Genomic DNA, 18,813 nt, shown 5'->3' with positions numbered 1-18,813 from the left:
GGAAAGAAAGGGATAAACTATGGCAGAATCAAAAAGAGATTATTATGAAGTGCTGGGCGTCAGCAAGGATGCAGACGAAGCGACTTTAAAAAAAGCATATAGACAGGTTGCCAAAAAGTACCATCCTGATATGAATCCTGGAGATGCGGAAGCAGAGAAGAAATTCAAAGAGGCTTCTGAGGCATATGCTGTATTAAGTGATCCGGAGAAACGCCGTCAGTATGATCAGTTCGGTCATGCGGCATTTGATGGGGGCGCCGGTGGTGCAGGTGGCTTCGGCGGATTCGACTTTAGCGGTGCTGATTTTAGCGATATCTTTGGTGATATCTTCGGTGATCTGTTTGGCGGCGGTGGAAGAAGAGGTCGTGCAAGCCAGGGACCGATGAAAGGCATGAATATCCGCAAGAGCGTTAGAATTACATTTGAAGAAGCAGTATTCGGATGTGAGAAGGAACTGGATGTAATCTTGAAAGATCCGTGCCCGAAGTGTAATGGTACAGGAGCAAAGCCGGGAACATCACCAGAGACTTGTCCGAAGTGTGGCGGTAAAGGTCAGGTTGTATATACACAGCAGTCTTTCTTTGGAACAGTTCAGAACGTTCAGACTTGTCCTGACTGCCAGGGAACCGGTAAGATTATCCGTGAAAAATGCCCGGATTGCGGCGGAACAGGTTATGTATCTAATAAAAAGAAGATTGCGGTTTCTATTCCGGCAGGTATTGATAACGGACAGAGTGTCCGTATTCGTGAAAAAGGCGAACCAGGTCTGAATGGAGGTCCAAGAGGAGATTTGCTGGTAGAAGTAGTCGTGTCCAGACATCCGATCTTCCAGCGTCAGGATATGCATATATTCTCTACCGTGCCGATTTCATTTGCCCAGGCAGCGCTTGGTGCAGATATTAGAATCAAAACGGTTGACGGAGAGGTAATCTACACTGTGAAGCCGGGAACCAAGACGGACACTAAGGTGCGTCTGAAAGGCAAGGGAGTTCCGTCTATCAGGAATTCTCAGGTACGTGGCGATCATTATGTGACATTGGTGATCCAGACACCGGAGCACTTGACCCATGAAGCGAAGGAGGCACTTCGCAGGTTCGATGAGTTATCAGGAAACACGCTGAATGCAGCGGGAAGTGACACAGAGCCTAAGGGTGGTAAGAAGAAAAAGGGATTTATGGATAAGATGAAAGAAGCCTTTGATGATTAACAAGGGCATTTCCCGGAAACGGCATGTTTCCGGGTTTTTTTATTTGTGCAATTTGAAATTAATTTTCTGTTGTCCTACTAATTCGAAAAATTGGTTATAATAATCTCATTTGAGTATAGTTACATTATAATATGTAAGGGAGAGAAAGTTGGTTGCCGTTATCCATCTTATTTGGGGGGATTTCAGGGCCAGGTGTGGCTCATGTGAGTTACACCTGGTCCTGCTTATACGTTAGTAAAATCACCAACATTTGGCGATGATGTTGATTGGAACTGGTATTTTGTCGGAGAAGGACAGGAATTTGCCTATGAGTATCGTGCTGTTGAAGTAGACAATCCAGATGACGACAATAAGCCGTCAGGCGATGATAAGCCGGTGGTAGATAATAAGCCATCAGCAGATAAGACAGGCACAACCAAGAAGACTTCAACCGAGAAGTCTAAGTCTGTAAAGACAGGTGATCCGTCTATGGTATGGCCATTTATGCTGGCTGCAGTTTCCTCATTGACAGTAATCGGAAAGATGAGCAGGAAAAAAAGAGATGAATAAAGCCTAAGAGTTTTATAAGCCTGGAATTTAATGCGGAAACCGCAGACCCTCTCAGACAGGACCTGTGGTTTCTGTACTATTAAAGGCGTCAACGAAAGAAGTCTGATTTTAAATTACAGGAAACTATAAATCGATTATTAAGGAGATATTATGAAAAAAAGGAAAAAATTAATGGCACTGCTGCTGGCACTTACATTGACGTCAGTGGGTCCCATGGGTTTTGGAACAACTGCAAAAGCAGATACCTGCGGGGGTCTGGAAGAGGTAGATATATATGAACCTGGGAAAGAGGAAGTAATTAAAGACCCGGTACTCCACTGGGCAATACGTGCATCATTGAATTCAATCAAAGACGCTCCGGTTCTGACGGCAGATATAGTAGGAGCAAGACAGGTTGAGATAATTTCCTATGAGTTGTGTGCTCATCCGGAGAATTTTGAGACATGGACCAAGCCATTCTGGATTGAGAATCTGGAAGGAATTCAATATGCAAAATCAGCGTCTATGGTAGATATCTGTTATACCTCTGCTGTAGAAGGAAAGCGGATCGCAGATGTAAGTCCTCTTTCAGAATTGACACAGCTTCAGACTCTTTTGCTGAAGCAGAACGGGATTGATGATATCAGTTCACTAGGAACGTTGGTGAACCTGACGCAGTTAGATGTATCTGGAAACAGAGATATTACAGATGTATCGGTTGTCGAGAATATGAAGAAATTAAAACGGTTTAATAGTTCCAATAATAAAGTATCAGACATCAGTGCGATATCAGGACTGGAAAATCTGGAATTCGTAGAAGTTTCGGGAAATCAGATACAGGAACTTCCGGATATGAGTAAACTGACCAATGTGTACTCTTTGGATATATCCCATAATGAGTTGACAGATATCTCTGCACTTGCGGGATTGAAGAATTTGAGAGAACTGAATCTGAGAGGAAACACAGCAATTACAGATTTCAAACCATTGGCAAAATTGTTTTCGCTGGAAAAGGAGAAAACATTCCTTCCGGAAAATGCAAATAAAGAGGATTTGTTTGCGGCAATAGAGGTAAATAAGCTATTTGATGCATTTAATATTAGCAAAATGCAGAAATCCGATTTGGAGAATGTAGAAAAGGCATTGGCAGCATATGATGAATTGACGGATACACAGAAGGAATATGTAGGTACAGCGCGCGCAGAAACAGCCAGAACCAATAAGAAGAAGGTTGAAAATGATGAGGAACCGGAATACTATCCAGAGTATGATGAGGGAGGCACGAAGCAGCCGGTTTTGGACAGACTGGAGATCAAGGTAGTAGATAAATACGGAAACCCGATGTCGGGAGTAGAATTCGTAAAAACTGCCCTGGGAACAAAGAGTTATTTTACTGATAAGAACGGTATGCTGAGTATAGAGCATAGTGCGTCAGACGCATATTGGGATCTTTCGATTCGCCCGGCTGGGGATGCATATGTTGCAAGCCCGTCCGAATTTGTCTATGAGGTAAAGGATAAAAAGACATACAGTGTCAACGGAGAGCCTGTTACTGGGTTCGAGGAGTGGAAGGTTGTCTTGATTCCGAAGGAAGAATATGTGGACAAATCTGATTTGTCAGCAGCGTTACAGGAAACGAAAACCGTAGAAGAAGAGTATAAGTATACAGCATCAACTTATCAAGCGTATGTAACAGCGATTCAGATAGCACAGAATACGCTGGATGATCCGGATGCTACAGTAGCATCTGTGAAAGAAGCAGCAGATAATCTGCGGACAGCATGGAACAATCTGGAAAAGACAAATATATTGACAGAGTTAAAACTGATAGTGAAGGATGAAAACGGCAATGTATTCACCAGACCGTTTAAATTCCAGATCAGAGTTCCGGTAACAGGAGCTGAGGCATGGAATCAGTTATCAGATCCTGAGACAGGGCTGGCATATCTCCAGGCTTCGCCTGGATGGCAGGATGGAAAACAGTGGGAGATTCTTGCGTGCCATGAAGAACCGTATGATATAGAACCTATCATGGTTACAATCGGAGTAACTCCGGAAGGAACACGTTATTTTAAAACAGTTGATGAAAAAGATGTTGATGTTGATTTTGAGAAAGAAGTAATTCTGAAATCACGCCCGGATGGTGCTCTCGATAAGAAAAATGAAAGAAAACCTGACAGTACAGTATTGCAACAGTATATCGAAGCAGCAAAACTGTATGAAGAAGGAGATTTTACACCGGAGTCATATGAAAAACTGCAAAAAGCAGTTGCGGCTGCACAAAGTATAGTAGATAAATCCGGAACTTCCCAGGAAGAATATAATGCGGCTGCAGCATCATTGAAGAAAGCGGAAAGTGCTCTGGTAAAACCGGCAAGTAAATTATTACTTCAGAAGGAAATTAGTAAATATTTTTCTCAAGACAGTTATACAGTGGCGAGCTGGAAACAATTCGTGGAAGTGAGGAATGAGGCGAGCGCAGTTAATGAGAATCCGAATGCTTCCCAGGAAGAAGTGGATAATGCACTGTCTGCTCTGAAGCAAGCACAGGCAGGACTTGTGCTGCGGGCGAATAAAGTAATCCTGATTCAGAAGTTGACAGAGGCCAAGGCAATAAATGCGGATGACTATGTAAGCGGTTACGATGAACTGCAGATAGCAATTGCGGCTGCACAGACGGTATATGATAATACAGAAGCAACACAGGAGCAGGTAGATGGACAGATTACAGCACTCGAAACAGCAATCAACGCACTGGTGAAAAAGCCTGTTGAAGTTGATTGGTCGTGTTATAAAGGTCAGTTCCGTGCGAAAGTGACGGATGAGGAAGGAAATCCTATGACCGGCATAAAGTTTATGGCGTGGATTGACGATAAAGAGGATGAAGAGGTTTCGATTGTTTCGGATGCAAATGGAGTGATCGGATATACTACATACGGACCGGGGCACTATGGACATACCGTCTATATAAGATTGGCGGACGACAAATATACTACTGATGATGAGCATTATTTTACTGTGGAAAATGCCACTTTTCTTGCTGGAATAGCGACGATTGATGGTCAGCCATATGCGGAAGGGACTCGTCTTACATATGTATTGAAGGCCGCAGGTGATACACCGCATCCAGGCGATAAAGTGGTGTCGGATGAGAAACATTTCCGGGCGAAGGTAGTGGATGAGAATGGAAATCCAGTGAATGGAGTGACATTCATATCTTTACCGGATGACGAATATGCGGAGAACTATAAACTGGTAAGTGAGAATGGTATCATAGAACAAGAACTGAAAAACTTTGATTTTAATTTGAAGTTTACAGTAACAATAGAGGCGGATCAGGATGCCGGGGAAGGAAAGAAGTGGACATGTTCAGATGAACATACTTTTAAAACAGATGGCTCAATGATAAAAGCGCCGACGATAACGCATGTAGACGGAAAAGCGCTGGCAGATGCAGGGGAGATTGTATTTACCCTGAAAAAATCAGGCGGAGATATACCGGAACCTTCAGAAGTGAGGAAAGATGCCCTGCAAGAACAGATAAATATTGCAAGACTGTTTGATGGAAAAAGTGACGATTACACAGAAGAGACCTACAATGCGCTGCAGGCAGCAATTGTAGAAGCAGAGAAGGTCTATAATGATCCGGAGGCGACACAGGCGCAGGTGGATGAATGGACTCAGAAATTAGAGGTAGTGCGTAAGGCTCTGGAAGAAAAAGAGAAACCTGTTGTATGCGATCAGACCAATATTCGTATTCTTATTCAGGATGAAGCCGGCAATGTGGTGACCGACAGACTTGAATTTGCAAGAGCATTTGATAGTGGTCGTCCGGGAATCTGTTATTCACGAAATGGTGTACTGGAATATAATCTCAGTACAGCAGATGCGGGTATCGAGACGATTACATTTTCGGCAAATGATGGTACGGTCATCCTGGGCGAGAAGGAGTACACACTGGAGCCGGAGAAGCATGTATTTACTCTGGAATCCGGAATGGATATAGTCCTTAGTGCGATTGATGGTGAGCCGCTTAATGGTACACAGGAAGTGAAGTTCATATTAAAAGAGAAATCTGTAATAGAGATTCCTGATAAGACGAATCTGTATAGTAAGCTGGAAGAGATGAAAGCAATCAGTTCCGGCAATTACACTAGCAACAGTTATCATGCGCTGCAGGATACAATCACAAGCGCCCAGGCTGTTTATGATAATGACAACGCCGTTCAGACAGAAATTGACCAGGCGATAGCGAATCTGGATGCGGCAAAATCAGCACTCAGAGAAGTGACAGGAATGAGAGTCCTTACAATTCCGGTGACGGATCAGAATGGTAATGCAGCGCCTGTCAATACGAGATTTGTAAGATATGATGCGAAATATCGTGTGGAAAATAACATGTATGTGAAGGACGGGCAGCTTGTCTGGACAGTCGGTTCTTATGAAGGAGGGGATTATGAATTCTATCTGCCGGCGGACTCTGCATATATCGCGACACCTGCAGTGATCAAAGTCCATGTAGGTGAGGAAGATGGAACACCGGTTATTGAGACTATTGGCGGACAGCCGGCAGCTGACGGACTGGCAAAATTCGTGCTCACACCGAAGGGTAATGACACCTGTGATATACTTACATTCCGTGCATTTGTGCAGGATAGCGAGGGATGTGCACTTAGCGGAGTAAAGTTTGATGTGGCAAACGGAGATCCGGCTGAAATTATTTCTGATGAAAACGGTATGATTGAATATGCGGTAACGGCATGGGATACAGATACAACCATGAAAGTTACTCTTAAGGATGGTCAAGAATGGATAAATGAACAAGCGGTCGAATTTGCAGTAATTGTTGATCCGGGAGATACGAACCGTGGTATCATCAGCACCGTAGATGGAAAACCGATAGCAGAAAGCGGACGCATCGTATTTACCCTAGAGAAGAAATCACAGCCTCAGAAAGTAGATAAGACTCTGTTGCTGGCAGCTATGGAAAGAGCAGGAACTTTGGATGCAGACAAGTATACAGAAGACAGTTTCGCAAAAGTCACCGCAGAGCTTGAGAAGGCAGTCCAGATTCATGCAGATGACACAGTTTCCCAGGGGGCGGTTGACGCGCAGACGGACGCTTTAAATGAGGCGATCAATGCATTGGTTGAAAAGGAAGAGCCGGTACCGGATCCGGATAAGACGGCTCTTAAAGTAGCCATTGACAGGGCAAATACGCTGGATAAATCCAAATATACAGAAGAAAGCTATGCAGAAGTGGAGAAGGTATTGGCAAACGCAGTAGCATTATATGAAAATGCAGAGGCACTGCAGGCTGATATTGACAATGCGGCGAAGGCACTGAATGCTGCAATTGCTGCACTTCAAGAAAAGACTACGGTTCCAGAAGATAGTGATAAACCTTCCGATAAGCCGAATAGTGGGCAGAAGCCGGGTGATAGTAATAATATTAGCAAGGGAAATGGAAGTGTGAAAGATAAGACTGGTACAGCAGTACAGACAGGTGATTCTGCACACACAGTACCGATATTTATTATCATGACAGTATCTGTTCTTGCTATTTGTCTGATTCTGAGAAAACGAGTAAAGGCATAGAAAGAGAAGATTATTAACTAAAAACGAAGAGCTGTCAGGATGAACTGTGAATTGCTCCCGTCAAGTAGACAATTAAAAATTTAAATTTTTCTGCCAGTAGGTGTTGCCTGCTGGCAGTTTATATCATTTATTTTTCAAATGGTGATAGGGTTATTATAATGAAGATATGGAAGAATATACGTTTGAAGATAAAGTACCAGTGGGATGTATAACGGGGATCTTGAGATTGACTTTGCAGAGTGTAACGTGGCTTGATTGATGTAAATGTAATAGAAGGAACCGGATATTCTGAAGATCCGATTCCTTCTTCTAATGTAATGGAGCTCCATTCATGCCTGCCTCCGGTTCCGCCCAATCACAAGTGCAATCCCAAGGAATGCAGCAGCGAACATCAACTGCAGTCCATACCCCGTAAAAAGCGTTGCCCTCTGCGAAGCGCTAAAAGAACTATGATTGCCCAGCAGATCATTCACAATCTCATACCAGTACACTGGCAGAAATCGAGCTACCCTCTTAACTCCTTTGCTCATAATCTCCAGTTCTACGAATACGCCGCATAGGAATGACATTCCCAGAGATACGACATTGACCACGGCACTGATCAGGTCTTCCCGGTGAACCAGCATACCGATCAGAAATGCCAGAGAGAGGCTTACCAGCGTCATGATAAAACTATTGAGCAGATAGTAGACCATATTAGGGTCTTGTAAAAAGTCTTTCCCGAATATGACAAGTACCATCAGTGTACAGATGATCCACACGAACATGCCGATCACAGCAAAGCCAAGCACTAACTGCATATTCTGGCTGCGTATTGGAATGGCAGAACATGACATTCGTTTCTTAACGTCAGGATTATGAAAAGCAATCATAATGTAACTCAGCGCATAGCACAGAATTGACAGTATGATATATGGCATATATTGATACATGAAGGATGGATAGGACTGTTCGCCGCCATATCTACTCTTATCAAGTAAAGTAACGTCAGTGGTAACCTCGCCATTCTTCTGTACGCTGTCAATGGCTTCTTCAAGTGTGAATCCACTGGCGGTCATAATCCGTACATCATTCAGGAAGGTATCGATCTGCTGATCGACATAGTATCCGCTGGTGCTTCCCGGAACCTTGGTGACAGGAAGCTGTTCTTCGCCGTTTAAGCAGCGTTCTTCAAAATCTTCAGGAATTGTCACTACATAGTAGACTTCCCGGTAGAAGAGACGGTCCTGGATGATGGAAGGATCGTCAGGAACATCTTTTAACGTGTGGTATTGCTCCAGATATGAGGCGAGTCCCCTGGCAAGTTCTCCGCCATCCCGGTCGATTACGGCAATATCAAGACTCGTCTGCTCAAAATTTGCCTGGGAGTCATCCTTGCCGACACTTTTTTGAACCATAATAGAGATGCTCAAAAAGATGCCCGCATAGAGGAGTACAATATGGAGATTCCGTTTTGTAATGGTAAGAAATCCTTTAAATACTGTCATAACGTTCCCTCCTTACGCCTAAAAAGGCAATGATGAATAATAGGACACTCATACCAGCCAGTATCAGCAGGCACCTGGTAAGCCGCTCCATGTCGTTATATATGCCCATGCAGTAGAATGCGTCGCTTAAGACGGCGGCAGGGTTGATACGGTTGATGATCGGACAGTGCAGTTCGATCAGGTTTTTCATGTTGCCGAACATCAGACCGGCAAGGAATCCGGGGAATAAAGAGACAAGGACTGTAAGCCCGATTTTCATTCCCAGTGAGAATTTGCCGACACATCCAAGAGCAAGCCCTATGCATACGCCGATCATACTTCCCATGAAATCAACCAGAAGCAGTGCGCAAATATTATTTCCAAGGCTGATTCCCAGAACCTTGACTATGTACAGATTAAGAATCAGTATATTGAAGAAATGGATCAGGAACAGCACTATCATATCGATGAGGACCAGTTTTAACTTGTGAGTGGGTGTAATGCTGCGTCTGGCGCCCAGGGCAGATAAGTTCGCCTGACCATCAAAACTGGAACGGACACCCAGAAAAGCACCGGATAGACAGGCATAGGCAATGAGAGCGAAGAAATACTGCATATTCGGATCCATGCTCTTGCCGCCAAGAGATACTTCTTCGGTTGTCTGGCGATAGTCTTCCATAGCGTTCATCGCTTTTTGTATGTTCTCAGGGTGCTTTATGGCAATCTCCCGGAACATGGCAGAATTCTGGTTGTAATTCGTTAGAACAGAGGTCAGGATACTCTCGCCAAGACCGTTCTTTGCAACGGTTAGGGAAGGTGTTTCTTTTATATAGTAGATGCCCTGAATCTGTTCTTCGTTTAATGCTTCTTTTGCTTCTCTCTCAGAGGTGATATTCTGAATATCCAGAGTGTCTCCATCCAACTGTTCCAGGAATGCGGCGAAAGAGCGTGCATTTTCGGAAGATAAATCTTCTTCAATTATGGCAACTTTTACGGCTTCCCAGGCAGATTCCCCGGTTCCTTCTAATCCTATGTTGCCGAAGGAAACATAGAAAAAGGTTCCCAGTATCATAGGAAAGACGAGTGCCCAGAACATCATAGGAAAGTCTCGTATCGTCTGTAAGAATCGGTATTTGAATAAATGTAACATATAGGTGCGCCTCCTAGTCTCTTAATTCTTTGCCGGTAATTTCAAGAAATACGTCATTTAAGGTGGGCAGTTCTGAGAATACACGACCAAAGGTGATATCGTGTTCCTGCAGATAATTCAGGATACGAACCAGATTGTGTTTGGCACCGCTTAAACGGATCTTTAATACTTGCTCCTCGTAAGTGAGATCGAAGACATGAGGAAGTTCCCGTATATCAGCAAGTGTGCCAGCATCTAAGGCAATGGCCTCGATGGTGATGGTTTCTCCTGTTTTAATCATCTTTTTCAGTTCTTCTGTTGTGCCGATTGCCAGCACCCGCCCGTGATCAATAATGGCAATTCGGGAACAGATCTGTTCCACCTCTTCCATATAGTGAGAAGTGTAGATGATCGTTGAACCCTGGCGGTTTAATTCCAGAATTCCTTCCAGTATCTTATTGCGGCTCTGAGGGTCTACGGCAACGGTTGGCTCATCCATGATAATCAGTTTCGGCTTATGAACGATGCCACAGGCTATGTTAAGTCTCCTTAGAAGACCTCCGGAAAGCTTCTTGGGGCGCATCTTTGTGAAGTCTTCAAGGTCAGTGAATGCGATGGCATCTTCGACCAGTTTTTTGCGCAGTGCCTTATCTTTGATATATAGACCGCAGAAATAATCAATGTTTTCCCAGACGGTCATCTGCTCGAAGACTGCAACATTCTGCATGACAACACCAATATCTTTCTTGATATCATAACTGTCCGGGCGCATCTCCTTGCCGAAGATGGTGATGGTGCCTTTGTCGTATTTCAGAAGTGCCAGCAGGCAGCCTATGGCTGTCGTCTTGCCGGAGCCGTTCGGACCTAAGAGACCGAAGACTTCACCTTCTTGTATGTCAAGGTTCAGATGGTCAAGTGCCACAAGATCCCCGTATCTTTTAACGAGATTTTCAATATGAATCATAAAATCGCCTCCATGTTATTTGTTACTTGTAGTATAAAGTTTTGACGTTTATAATGAAAGTGTCGGGAGTCACAAAAGAGATGTGACAAATGTAATATTGATATTAAAAAGCCATGCACAGATATTGACATACAGACTGTGCAAGTTTACTTGCTAAGGGATGTATGCCAATATCTGTATAGGGCGTTTAGCCCAAGTGAGAAGTAGCGAAGCGGATTCGAACTTGCATGGCAGGAAAAGGAAGGATAGATATTGAATGATATGAAGCGGGTAATAGATCAGACCGTGTTAGTGATATATTGTTTTCTGGCAATGCTGTTGATTCAGACAGATACAGCGTTTATCGTGGCATTTCTTACAGCGCTTATCTACACATGTGCGAATCGGCTGATCGTATCAGGGAAATGGACGCTTGTATCTACGATTGTTTTTCTCGGTACAGCGGCACTATGCCCGGAATGTTTGCTTTTTACCCCGGTAATATTGTATAGTATATTAGAGTACAGATTATATTTTCTGGCAGTTATTCTGGGTGTGATGTGTGCATTCAGCTCTATTCCTGAGAATCTGACCGTGTTTTTTTTCCTGATCATCGGGTGTGGTATTGCAGGATTGATTCAATATCAGACAGAGAAGTATGCAAAGTTGGATGAGACATTCCACAGAATCCGGGATGATGGTGTGGAGAAGAATATCCTGCTTAAGGAGAAGAACCAGACGCTGCTTCAGAAACAGGACTATGAGATCTATGCTGCGACATTGAAGGAACGGAACCGGATTGCCAGAGAGATTCATGATAATGTAGGGCATATGTTGTCCAGATCTATCCTGATGGTTGGTGCCATGAAAGCAATCCACGGAGAAGGAAACTTAACCGGGGCGTTGAATCAGTTGGAGGATACGCTGAATGCTGCGATGACCAGCGTTCGTTCCAGTGTTCATGACTTGCATGATGAATCTATTAACTTAAAGGAAGTATTAGGAAGCCTTGCGAGGGAATGTACCTTCTGTCCGGTACAGTTGGAATACGATATGGGATATGATGTGCCAAGAGAGATCAAGTACAGTTTTATTGCGATTGTAAAAGAGGCGCTTCATAACGTAACAAAGCACAGTAATGCAACAGTGGTGAAAATTATCATAAGAGAGCATCCGGGATTATATCAGTTGATCGTGGAGGATAATGGGACGAAGGGTCTAAGGAGAGATGATGGACAGATAGCGGATGCATCAAAAGGAATTGGCATCCATAATATGAAAGATCGTGTGGAGACACTCGGAGGAAACTTGCAGATTCAGACAGACGATGGATTCCGTATCTTTATTACGGTACCGAAGAGGGGAGAGATTCTATGAACATTGTGATCGTGGATGACGATATATTGGTCTCCAATGCGCTTAAGACCATATTGGAGATGGGAGAGGATATTACAGTAACAGGGATGGGACAGGATGGAGAAGAAGCTGTTCAGTTGTATGCCAGTCTTAAGCCGGATGTACTGCTGATGGATATCCGGATGAAGAAGATGGGAGGACTTACAGCAGCCAGGGAGATATTGAAAGAGTATCCGGATGCCAGAATTCTGCTTCTGACTACATTTTCTGATGATGAATATATCGTGAAAGCCTTAAAATACGGGGTAAAGGGATACCTTCTCAAGCAGGATTATAATAGTATCCTTCCGGCGATTCGTGCTGTGTATACCGGACAGACTGTGTTCGGGACGGAGATTGTCTCCAAGATTCCTGGGCTTTTGCAGGAGAAGAAGACATTTGACTGGGAGGCATATGATATCAGTGAGAAAGAACTTCATGTCATCTCGCTGGTGGCAGAGGGACTCAGTAACAAAGAGATTGCGAAGGAGATCTTCCTAAGTGAGGGGACAGTACGCAATTATATCAGCAATATTCTTGAAAAGCTGCAATTAAGAGACCGAACTCGGTTGGCGGTCTATTATCTGAATACAATAAAATAATAAAAGGGGTAATGTATGAGAAGAGAAAGAAATTGTACATCCTGTGGAAAGATGCCAGAGGTTGTAACCGTTGATGGGATGATCCAGAGTATAGAGCCGAAGGATTATATCGAAGGATTTGGCGTCTGTCCAGGCTTTTATCTGTTCGAGGGGGCAGTAGCGGTGGCGCAGGGAGTGAGTTTCACTGTACATTCTCAGGGGGCAGCCTCCTGTGAATTATTGCTTTATCACCGGAAAGCGGCAGAGCCATATGCGATACTGCCATTTCCGTCGAGTTATAAGATTGGAAGCGTCTATTCGATGCTGGTATTTGGATTGGATGTGGAAGAATTCGAATATGCTTATCGGCTGGATGGTCCCTATGATCCGGCAAAAGGGCTTCTGTTCGATAAGAAGCATGTACTGCTGGATCCTTATGCTAAGGCGGTTACAGGGCAGAGTACCTGGGGAAAACGCGTTAGCGCGAATGGCTACCGTGCCAGAGTGGTGAAGAATTATTTTGACTGGGGAAGGGATGAAAGACCCAAAATCCCTATGGAGGAATTGGTGATCTATGAGATGCATGTGCGCGGATTTACCAGGATGGCGAAGGATGTGAATGCGCCGGGAACATTCAAGGGGATTCAGGAGAAGATTCCTTATCTGAAAGACCTTGGGGTCAATGCAATCGAACTGATGCCGATCTTCGAATTCGATGAACTGAGTGAGTGCCGTTTTGTGGATGGCAAGGAACTGATGAATTATTGGGGGTATAATACGGTTAGTTTCTTTGCGCCGAATACGAGTTATGCATCAGCCATAGAATATAACCGGGAAGGGACGGAACTAAAAGAACTGGTAAAGACCCTTCATGAAAATGGAATCGAAGTGATTCTGGATGTGGTTTTCAATCACACAGCGGAGGGCGATGAGAATGGACAGTTCATTTCTTTCAAAGGATTTGACAATAATATCTACTATCTTCTGACCCCGGAGGGGAAATATCATAATTTCAGCGGATGTGGGAATACGATGAACTGCAATCATCCCATTGTACAGAATATGATCGTGGACTGTCTGCGTTATTGGGTGTCTGCCTATCGGATCGATGGATTCCGCTTCGATCTGGCATCCATTCTTGGAAGGAATGAAGAAGGGCGTCCGATGGAGAAACCGCCGCTTCTAAGAGCCATTGCCCAGGATCCGCTTCTTAGAGATACGAAACTGATTGCTGAGGCATGGGATGCAGGAGGCTTATACCAGGTGGGGAATTTCCCAGCGTTCAAGCGGTGGTCAGAGTGGAACGGAAGATACAGAGATGAGATGCGAGAGTATCTAAAAGGGGGCTTATGGTGTGGCAAATGGGCGGCACAGAGGCTGATTGGTTCTCCGGATATCTATGATCCGGTGATTCGCGGACGGAATGCGTCGATTAATTTTATTACATGCCATGATGGATTCACCTTGTATGACCTGTATTCTTATAATGAGAAGCATAATGAAGCAAATGGCTGGAATAATGGGGATGGAAGTAATGATAACCGTAGTTGGAACTGTGGTGTGGAGGGAGAGACCGAAGATCCGAGGGTATTGGGACTTCGCAGAAGGATGATAAAGAATGCTTGTGCGGTGTTAATGACTAGCAGAGGGATTCCGATGTTTCTGTCGGGAGATGAATTTTGCAATAGCCAATATGGCAACAATAATGCATATTGTCAGGATAATGAAGTTTCCTGGCTTGACTGGGATTTGCTTGGGAAGAATCAGGATATCTACGGGTTCTTCCGTTATATGATACATTTTCGTAAAAAACATCCATGTATCCAGGGACTTTTAGACCGGGCAAAATGTGGACTGCCGAAGGTAAGTCTGCATGGAGAGATGCCCTGGGAGTCGGATTATGGTGAAGTGGCTAGGGTAATTGCGGCTATGTTCGCAGGATATGAGGAAGCGCGTGGGCAGGATGATATTGTTTATGTTCTGGTGAATGCATATTGGGAACCGGTTGAGGTTGAACTTCCCGGACTTCCGGACCGGATGAAATGGAAATTAGCAGTGAATACAGGAATGACTGGAATCGGATATTATGAAGAATTAAAGACACTTGAGACGAATCGAATCCTTGCGGAAGGAAGGTCAGTGATCATACTGACGTTATCATGAGAAATCAGGCAATATTCCCTAGGATAATCATGTGTCATGTGTTACAATTCTTTTAGTAATTTTGTAAAGGAAAGGCAGTTTTTGTTGGGGTATGCAATTGAGAGGAAAAGAGGCAGATAGAAGCCTGAATATTGACTGGAAGAATTTCTATAAGAATGTATTTGCACTGGTAATTCCGATGGCGGTGCAGAATCTGATCAATGTAGGTGTGACTGCAACGGACGTGGTGATGCTTGGACGTGTAGGGGAAAAAGTGCTTTCAGGTGCATCGCTTGCAGGACAGGTTCAGTTCATTATGACACTGATCTTCTTTGGAATTACGTCGGGGGCGACAGTTTTGACGGCGCAGTACTGGGGGAAGAAAGATACCAGGACCATCGAGAAGATCCTTGGCATGGGGTTATCGGCAGGTCTTGTAACAGCGGCGGTATTCGCTGTGTTGGCGCTTATGATACCGGAGACGCTGCTTCGGATATTTACCTCCGATCCGGAGGTGATCGAGCAGGGAGTGATGTATCTTAGGATTGTGGGAATCTCTTATCTGTTCATGTCGGTAACGCAGATGTATCTGAATATCATGCGAAGCATTGAAAGGGTAATGATTGCTACATTCGTATATTTCATCTCTCTGGTCATGAACATTTTATTGAATGCGGTATTGATCTTCGGTCTGTTAGGTTTTCCGGAACTGGGCATCAGAGGAGCTGCGATTGCAACGCTCTGTTCAAGGATTACGGAGACGCTGATCGTGTTATTATATGCGAGATTCAAGAATAAGGATGTTCATATTCGTCCAGGAGATTTGATACATATCGACCGAGTCTTATTAAAAGATTATATGGTCTATGCCATGCCGGTGGTGCTGAATGAACTGATGTGGGGACTTGGTACCTCTGCGAATACGGCGGTGATCGGTCATCTTGGAAGTGCGGCGGTGGCAGCGAATTCGGTGGCACAGGTGGCAAGGCAGCTTGCAACGGTTGTGGTATTCGGAATCTCGAATGCGACGGCGATCTATCTTGGCAAGACCATTGGAGAACAGAAACTGGTTCATGCGAAAGCCTATGCCAAACGTTTTATATGGCTTAGCCTGATTCTGGGGCTTCTAGGAGGAACCATGATTCTTCTTGCAGTTCCAATCGTGCGGGCTAACATGGCGTTATCGACTCAGGCGCAGGATTATCTGGGCTTTATGTTCTTTGTCATGTTGTATTTTACGGTAGCTCAGGCATTCAACACTACAATGGTTGTTGGAGTCTTTCGGTCGGGTGGTGATACACGCTTCGGTCTGATCATGGATGTGTCAACGATGTGGGGATGTTCCATCTTATTGGGAGCGTTGGCGGCATTTGTTTTCCATGCAGGGGTGCCGGTGGTATATATGCTGTTGATGAGTGATGAACTGATTAAGGTACCGATTACGATCAAACGGTATCTCAGTTATAAATGGTTGCGGAATGTGACCAGGGAAAAAGAAGAATTGGAGGGAATATAAGATGATCGTATTAGACAAGCGGGCGATCGAATCTTTGATTGATCTGAATCAGATGATGGATCAGATCGAAGAAGCATACCGGATCTTCGGGGCGGGGGAATACTACATGCCGCCAAGACCTGTGGTGGAGCATGAGAAGAAACAGTTGATGTATATGCCATGCTATACCAATGAGATTATCGGGACGAAGATCTTATCCATATTTCCGGAGAATGCGGTTTTGGGGCTGCCATCCATTGATGGGGTAGTGCTTTTGAATGATCATACAACCGGTGCTCCGATTGCCATACTGGATGGGCAGACAGTGACAGCTTACCGCACCGGGGCAGTCGGGGGAGTTGGAATCCGTCATCTGTCAAGAAAGGACTGCCATACGGTAGGAATCGTGGGTGCAGGAGTACAGGGCTTCCACCAGGCATTATATGCCTGTGCGGCAAGAGAGATACATACGGTATATATTTATAATCACAGCGACCGTGATCTGACAGAATATCTCGCTAGATTGGAAAAAACTATTGATAACCCGGATACAAAGGTAGTACAATGTAAGACGGTAGAAGAACTGGTTCGTTTGAGCGATATTATCTGTACGACAACACCTGCTACGGAGCCAGTACTGCCAAATGATAAGGATTTGTTAGCGGGCAAATGTATTATCGCAATCGGTTCCTATACGCCCAAGATGCGTGAGATACCGGATGTGATCTGGGATCTTGTGGACAAGGTATATATCGAACTTCCATATGCATGTGAGGAGAGTGGGGACTTAAGTCAGCCGATTGCCGAAGGGCGTCTGACAGAAGACCGGATCGTGCTGATGGATCAGTATCTGGCATCCGGTACCGATGAAGAGACCAATACCAAAAAGACCACATATTTCAAATCCGTAGGAATGGGTCTTTTTGATGTATGTATTGCACAAAAAATTTTAGAAATGGCAAAGGAGAGGTAATTATGAAAGTAGTAGCAACAGAAAAAGCACCAAAGGCATTGGGACCATATTCACAGGGATATGTACATGGCGGAATCTTCTATTCCGCAGGACAGATTCCGATCAACCCAGAGACAGATGCGATTGAGGCTGTAACCATCGAAGAACAGACAGAGCAGGTATGCAAGAACTTAGGGGCAGTTCTTGAGGCAGCCGGAACTTCTTACGACAAAGTTCTGAAGACAACTTGCTTTTTGGCTGATATGGCTGATTTTGCAGCATTCAATGAGGTATATGCGAAGTATTTCACATCCAAACCGGCAAGAAGTTGTGTTGCAGTGAAGACACTTCCTAAGAATGTAAAATGCGAAGTTGAATTGATCGCGGTAGTTGAGTAGAGAATTTAGCGAGATGTTCCGGAACTTAGTGTGAACCACATCGCTGCACTTGAGTTTGATTTTGAATCTTGTGCAGCGATGTTATTATATGAAGAAATGAGGTAGTTATTATGTCAGAAGAACAACAGAATGGCTGTTCATCATCAGATTGTGCAGGCTGTGCGCATGCAGGTTCCTGCAGCAGCAAACCGCAGGATTTCAGAGAGCCAGCGAATCCATTCTCTCATGTGAAGAATGTGATTGCCGTTGTCAGCGGTAAAGGTGGTGTAGGAAAGTCTATGGTAACTGCATCTCTTGCAAGAATGATGAGAGAACAGGGATTCTCCGTAGGTATTATGGATGCGGATATTACAGGACCATCGATTCCTAAGATGTATGGTATCCATGAAAATGCCAAGGGCAGCGAAGCAGGAATGTTTCCTTGTGAGGCAAAAGACGGAACCAGGATTATGTCCGTGAATCTGCTTCTTGAGAATGAGTCTGATCCGGTCATCTGGAGAGGTCCGGTGATTGCAGGAGTTGTAACCCAGTTCTGGACGGATGTTATGTGGGGAGAGTTGGATTATCTCTTCGTAGATATGCCTCCTGGAACTGGTGATGTGCCACTTACGGTGTTCCAGTCTCTTCCGGTGAATGGGGTTGTGATTGTAACATCTCCACAGGATCTGGTACAGATGATTGTGAAGAAGGCTTACAATATGGCAAAGCAGATGAATATTCCTGTATTAGGAATTGTAGAGAACTACAGTTATATGGTCTGCCCTGATTGTGGCAAGAAGATCCCTGTCTTTGGCGAGAGTCATATTGATGAAGTGGCTGAAGAACTTGAGATTCCGGTGCTGGGTAAGATGCCAATCGATGCTGGTTTGGCTGAGGCAGTCGAGAATGAGAAGTTCTATGAGGTTAGTAATGAGTATCTGGCTGGGGCTGTGAATAAGATTTGAGTTTGATAGAGAAAATTGAGTGTTGGAAAGTGTAC

The 18,813-nt window shown here is 44.4% G+C and carries 13 protein-coding genes; 10 read left to right on the top strand and 3 right to left on the bottom strand.

Annotation, left to right across the window (positions count from 1 at the left end; translation table 11 throughout):
- Nucleotides 1–19 precede the first annotated feature (19 nt).
- From dnaJ to ACQRBN_RS13235, 3 genes are all read left to right on the top strand, one after another.
- Nucleotides 20–1,207, top strand: a complete 1,188-nt coding sequence (dnaJ, locus tag ACQRBN_RS13245; protein ID WP_427739486.1) for a molecular chaperone DnaJ — start codon at nt 20–22, stop codon at nt 1,205–1,207.
- Nucleotides 1,208–1,582: 375 nt separating this feature from the next.
- Complete coding sequence (locus ACQRBN_RS13240; protein ID WP_427739485.1) at nt 1,583–1,756, top strand: hypothetical protein; 174 nt, start codon at nt 1,583–1,585, stop codon at nt 1,754–1,756.
- Nucleotides 1,757–1,906: 150 nt separating this feature from the next.
- Complete coding sequence (locus ACQRBN_RS13235) at nt 1,907–7,333, top strand: leucine-rich repeat domain-containing protein (protein ID WP_427739484.1); 5,427 nt, start codon at nt 1,907–1,909, stop codon at nt 7,331–7,333.
- Between the two features lie 329 nt (nt 7,334–7,662).
- On the opposite strand, the gene ACQRBN_RS13230 is transcribed toward ACQRBN_RS13235, so the two are convergent.
- Genes ACQRBN_RS13230 through ACQRBN_RS13220 form a run of 3 tightly spaced genes read right to left on the bottom strand, consistent with a single transcriptional unit; the run spans nt 7,663 to nt 10,892 of the window.
- A complete protein-coding gene (locus ACQRBN_RS13230; protein WP_427739482.1) occupies nt 7,663–8,820 on the bottom strand; it encodes an ABC transporter permease in 1,158 nt (385 codons plus the stop codon).
- Nucleotides 8,807–9,949 carry an ABC transporter permease gene (locus tag ACQRBN_RS13225; RefSeq protein WP_427739481.1) on the bottom strand — a complete coding sequence of 381 codons (1,143 nt, stop codon included), beginning with the start codon at nt 9,947–9,949 and terminating at the stop codon, nt 8,807–8,809. Before ACQRBN_RS13225 ends, ACQRBN_RS13230 begins: the two co-directional genes overlap by 14 nt.
- A 13-nt stretch (nt 9,950–9,962) precedes the next feature.
- On the bottom strand, nt 9,963–10,892 hold the full coding sequence (locus tag ACQRBN_RS13220; protein ID WP_427739480.1) for an ATP-binding cassette domain-containing protein: 930 nt from the start codon (nt 10,890–10,892) through the stop codon (nt 9,963–9,965).
- A gap of 261 nt (nt 10,893–11,153) precedes the next feature.
- Between ACQRBN_RS13220 and ACQRBN_RS13215 the strand changes: the two genes are divergently transcribed.
- From ACQRBN_RS13215 to ACQRBN_RS13185, 7 genes are all read left to right on the top strand, one after another.
- A complete protein-coding gene (locus ACQRBN_RS13215; RefSeq protein ID WP_427739507.1) occupies nt 11,154–12,248 on the top strand; it encodes a sensor histidine kinase in 1,095 nt (364 codons plus the stop codon).
- The gene (locus tag ACQRBN_RS13210) at nt 12,245–12,868 is read left to right on the top strand and encodes a response regulator (protein ID WP_427739479.1); all 624 of its coding nucleotides are present in this window, start codon (nt 12,245–12,247) and stop codon (nt 12,866–12,868) included. The genes ACQRBN_RS13215 and ACQRBN_RS13210 overlap by 4 nt, the downstream gene beginning before the upstream one ends.
- 78 nt (nt 12,869–12,946) lie before the next feature.
- Nucleotides 12,947–15,010, top strand: a complete 2,064-nt coding sequence (gene glgX, locus ACQRBN_RS13205) for a glycogen debranching protein GlgX (RefSeq protein ID WP_427739506.1) — start codon at nt 12,947–12,949, stop codon at nt 15,008–15,010.
- A 91-nt stretch (nt 15,011–15,101) separates the two neighbouring features.
- Nucleotides 15,102–16,505: an MATE family efflux transporter gene (locus tag ACQRBN_RS13200; RefSeq protein ID WP_427739478.1), complete on the top strand. Its 1,404-nt coding sequence runs from the start codon at nt 15,102–15,104 to the stop codon at nt 16,503–16,505.
- 1 nt (nt 16,506) lies between these two features.
- On the top strand, nt 16,507–17,457 hold the full coding sequence (locus tag ACQRBN_RS13195; RefSeq protein WP_427739477.1) for an ornithine cyclodeaminase family protein: 951 nt from the start codon (nt 16,507–16,509) through the stop codon (nt 17,455–17,457).
- Nucleotides 17,458–17,459: 2 nt separating this feature from the next.
- Complete coding sequence (locus ACQRBN_RS13190; protein WP_427739476.1) at nt 17,460–17,834, top strand: RidA family protein; 375 nt, start codon at nt 17,460–17,462, stop codon at nt 17,832–17,834.
- Nucleotides 17,835–17,944: 110 nt separating this feature from the next.
- Nucleotides 17,945–18,778: a P-loop NTPase gene (locus ACQRBN_RS13185; protein ID WP_427739475.1), complete on the top strand. Its 834-nt coding sequence runs from the start codon at nt 17,945–17,947 to the stop codon at nt 18,776–18,778.
- Nucleotides 18,779–18,813 lie beyond the last annotated feature (35 nt).

The sequence above is a fragment of the Bariatricus sp. SGI.154 genome (assembly GCF_050313795.1).
Taxonomy (GTDB): domain Bacteria; phylum Bacillota; class Clostridia; order Lachnospirales; family Lachnospiraceae; genus CAMBRQ01.
Note: the sequence above shows the minus strand (reverse complement) of the source record. Positions and strands in the feature narration are given on the sequence as shown.

What these genes read in the sequence shown, in the direction of transcription:
- dnaJ (WP_427739486.1), top strand. Translation starts at nt 20, where the DNA reads ATGGCAGAATCAAAAAGAGATTATTATGAAGTGCTGGGCGTCAGCAAG.
- ACQRBN_RS13235 (WP_427739484.1), top strand. Translation starts at nt 1,907, where the DNA reads ATGAAAAAAAGGAAAAAATTAATGGCACTGCTGCTGGCACTTACATTG.
- ACQRBN_RS13230 (WP_427739482.1), bottom strand. Translation starts at nt 8,820, where the DNA reads ATGACAGTATTTAAAGGATTTCTTACCATTACAAAACGGAATCTCCAT.
- ACQRBN_RS13225 (WP_427739481.1), bottom strand. Translation starts at nt 9,949, where the DNA reads ATGTTACATTTATTCAAATACCGATTCTTACAGACGATACGAGACTTT.
- ACQRBN_RS13220 (WP_427739480.1), bottom strand. Translation starts at nt 10,892, where the DNA reads ATGATTCATATTGAAAATCTCGTTAAAAGATACGGGGATCTTGTGGCA.
- ACQRBN_RS13215 (WP_427739507.1), top strand. Translation starts at nt 11,154, where the DNA reads ATGAAGCGGGTAATAGATCAGACCGTGTTAGTGATATATTGTTTTCTG.
- ACQRBN_RS13210 (WP_427739479.1), top strand. Translation starts at nt 12,245, where the DNA reads ATGAACATTGTGATCGTGGATGACGATATATTGGTCTCCAATGCGCTT.
- glgX (WP_427739506.1), top strand. Translation starts at nt 12,947, where the DNA reads ATGATCCAGAGTATAGAGCCGAAGGATTATATCGAAGGATTTGGCGTC.
- ACQRBN_RS13200 (WP_427739478.1), top strand. Translation starts at nt 15,102, where the DNA reads ATGCAATTGAGAGGAAAAGAGGCAGATAGAAGCCTGAATATTGACTGG.
- ACQRBN_RS13195 (WP_427739477.1), top strand. Translation starts at nt 16,507, where the DNA reads ATGATCGTATTAGACAAGCGGGCGATCGAATCTTTGATTGATCTGAAT.
- ACQRBN_RS13190 (WP_427739476.1), top strand. Translation starts at nt 17,460, where the DNA reads ATGAAAGTAGTAGCAACAGAAAAAGCACCAAAGGCATTGGGACCATAT.
- ACQRBN_RS13185 (WP_427739475.1), top strand. Translation starts at nt 17,945, where the DNA reads ATGTCAGAAGAACAACAGAATGGCTGTTCATCATCAGATTGTGCAGGC.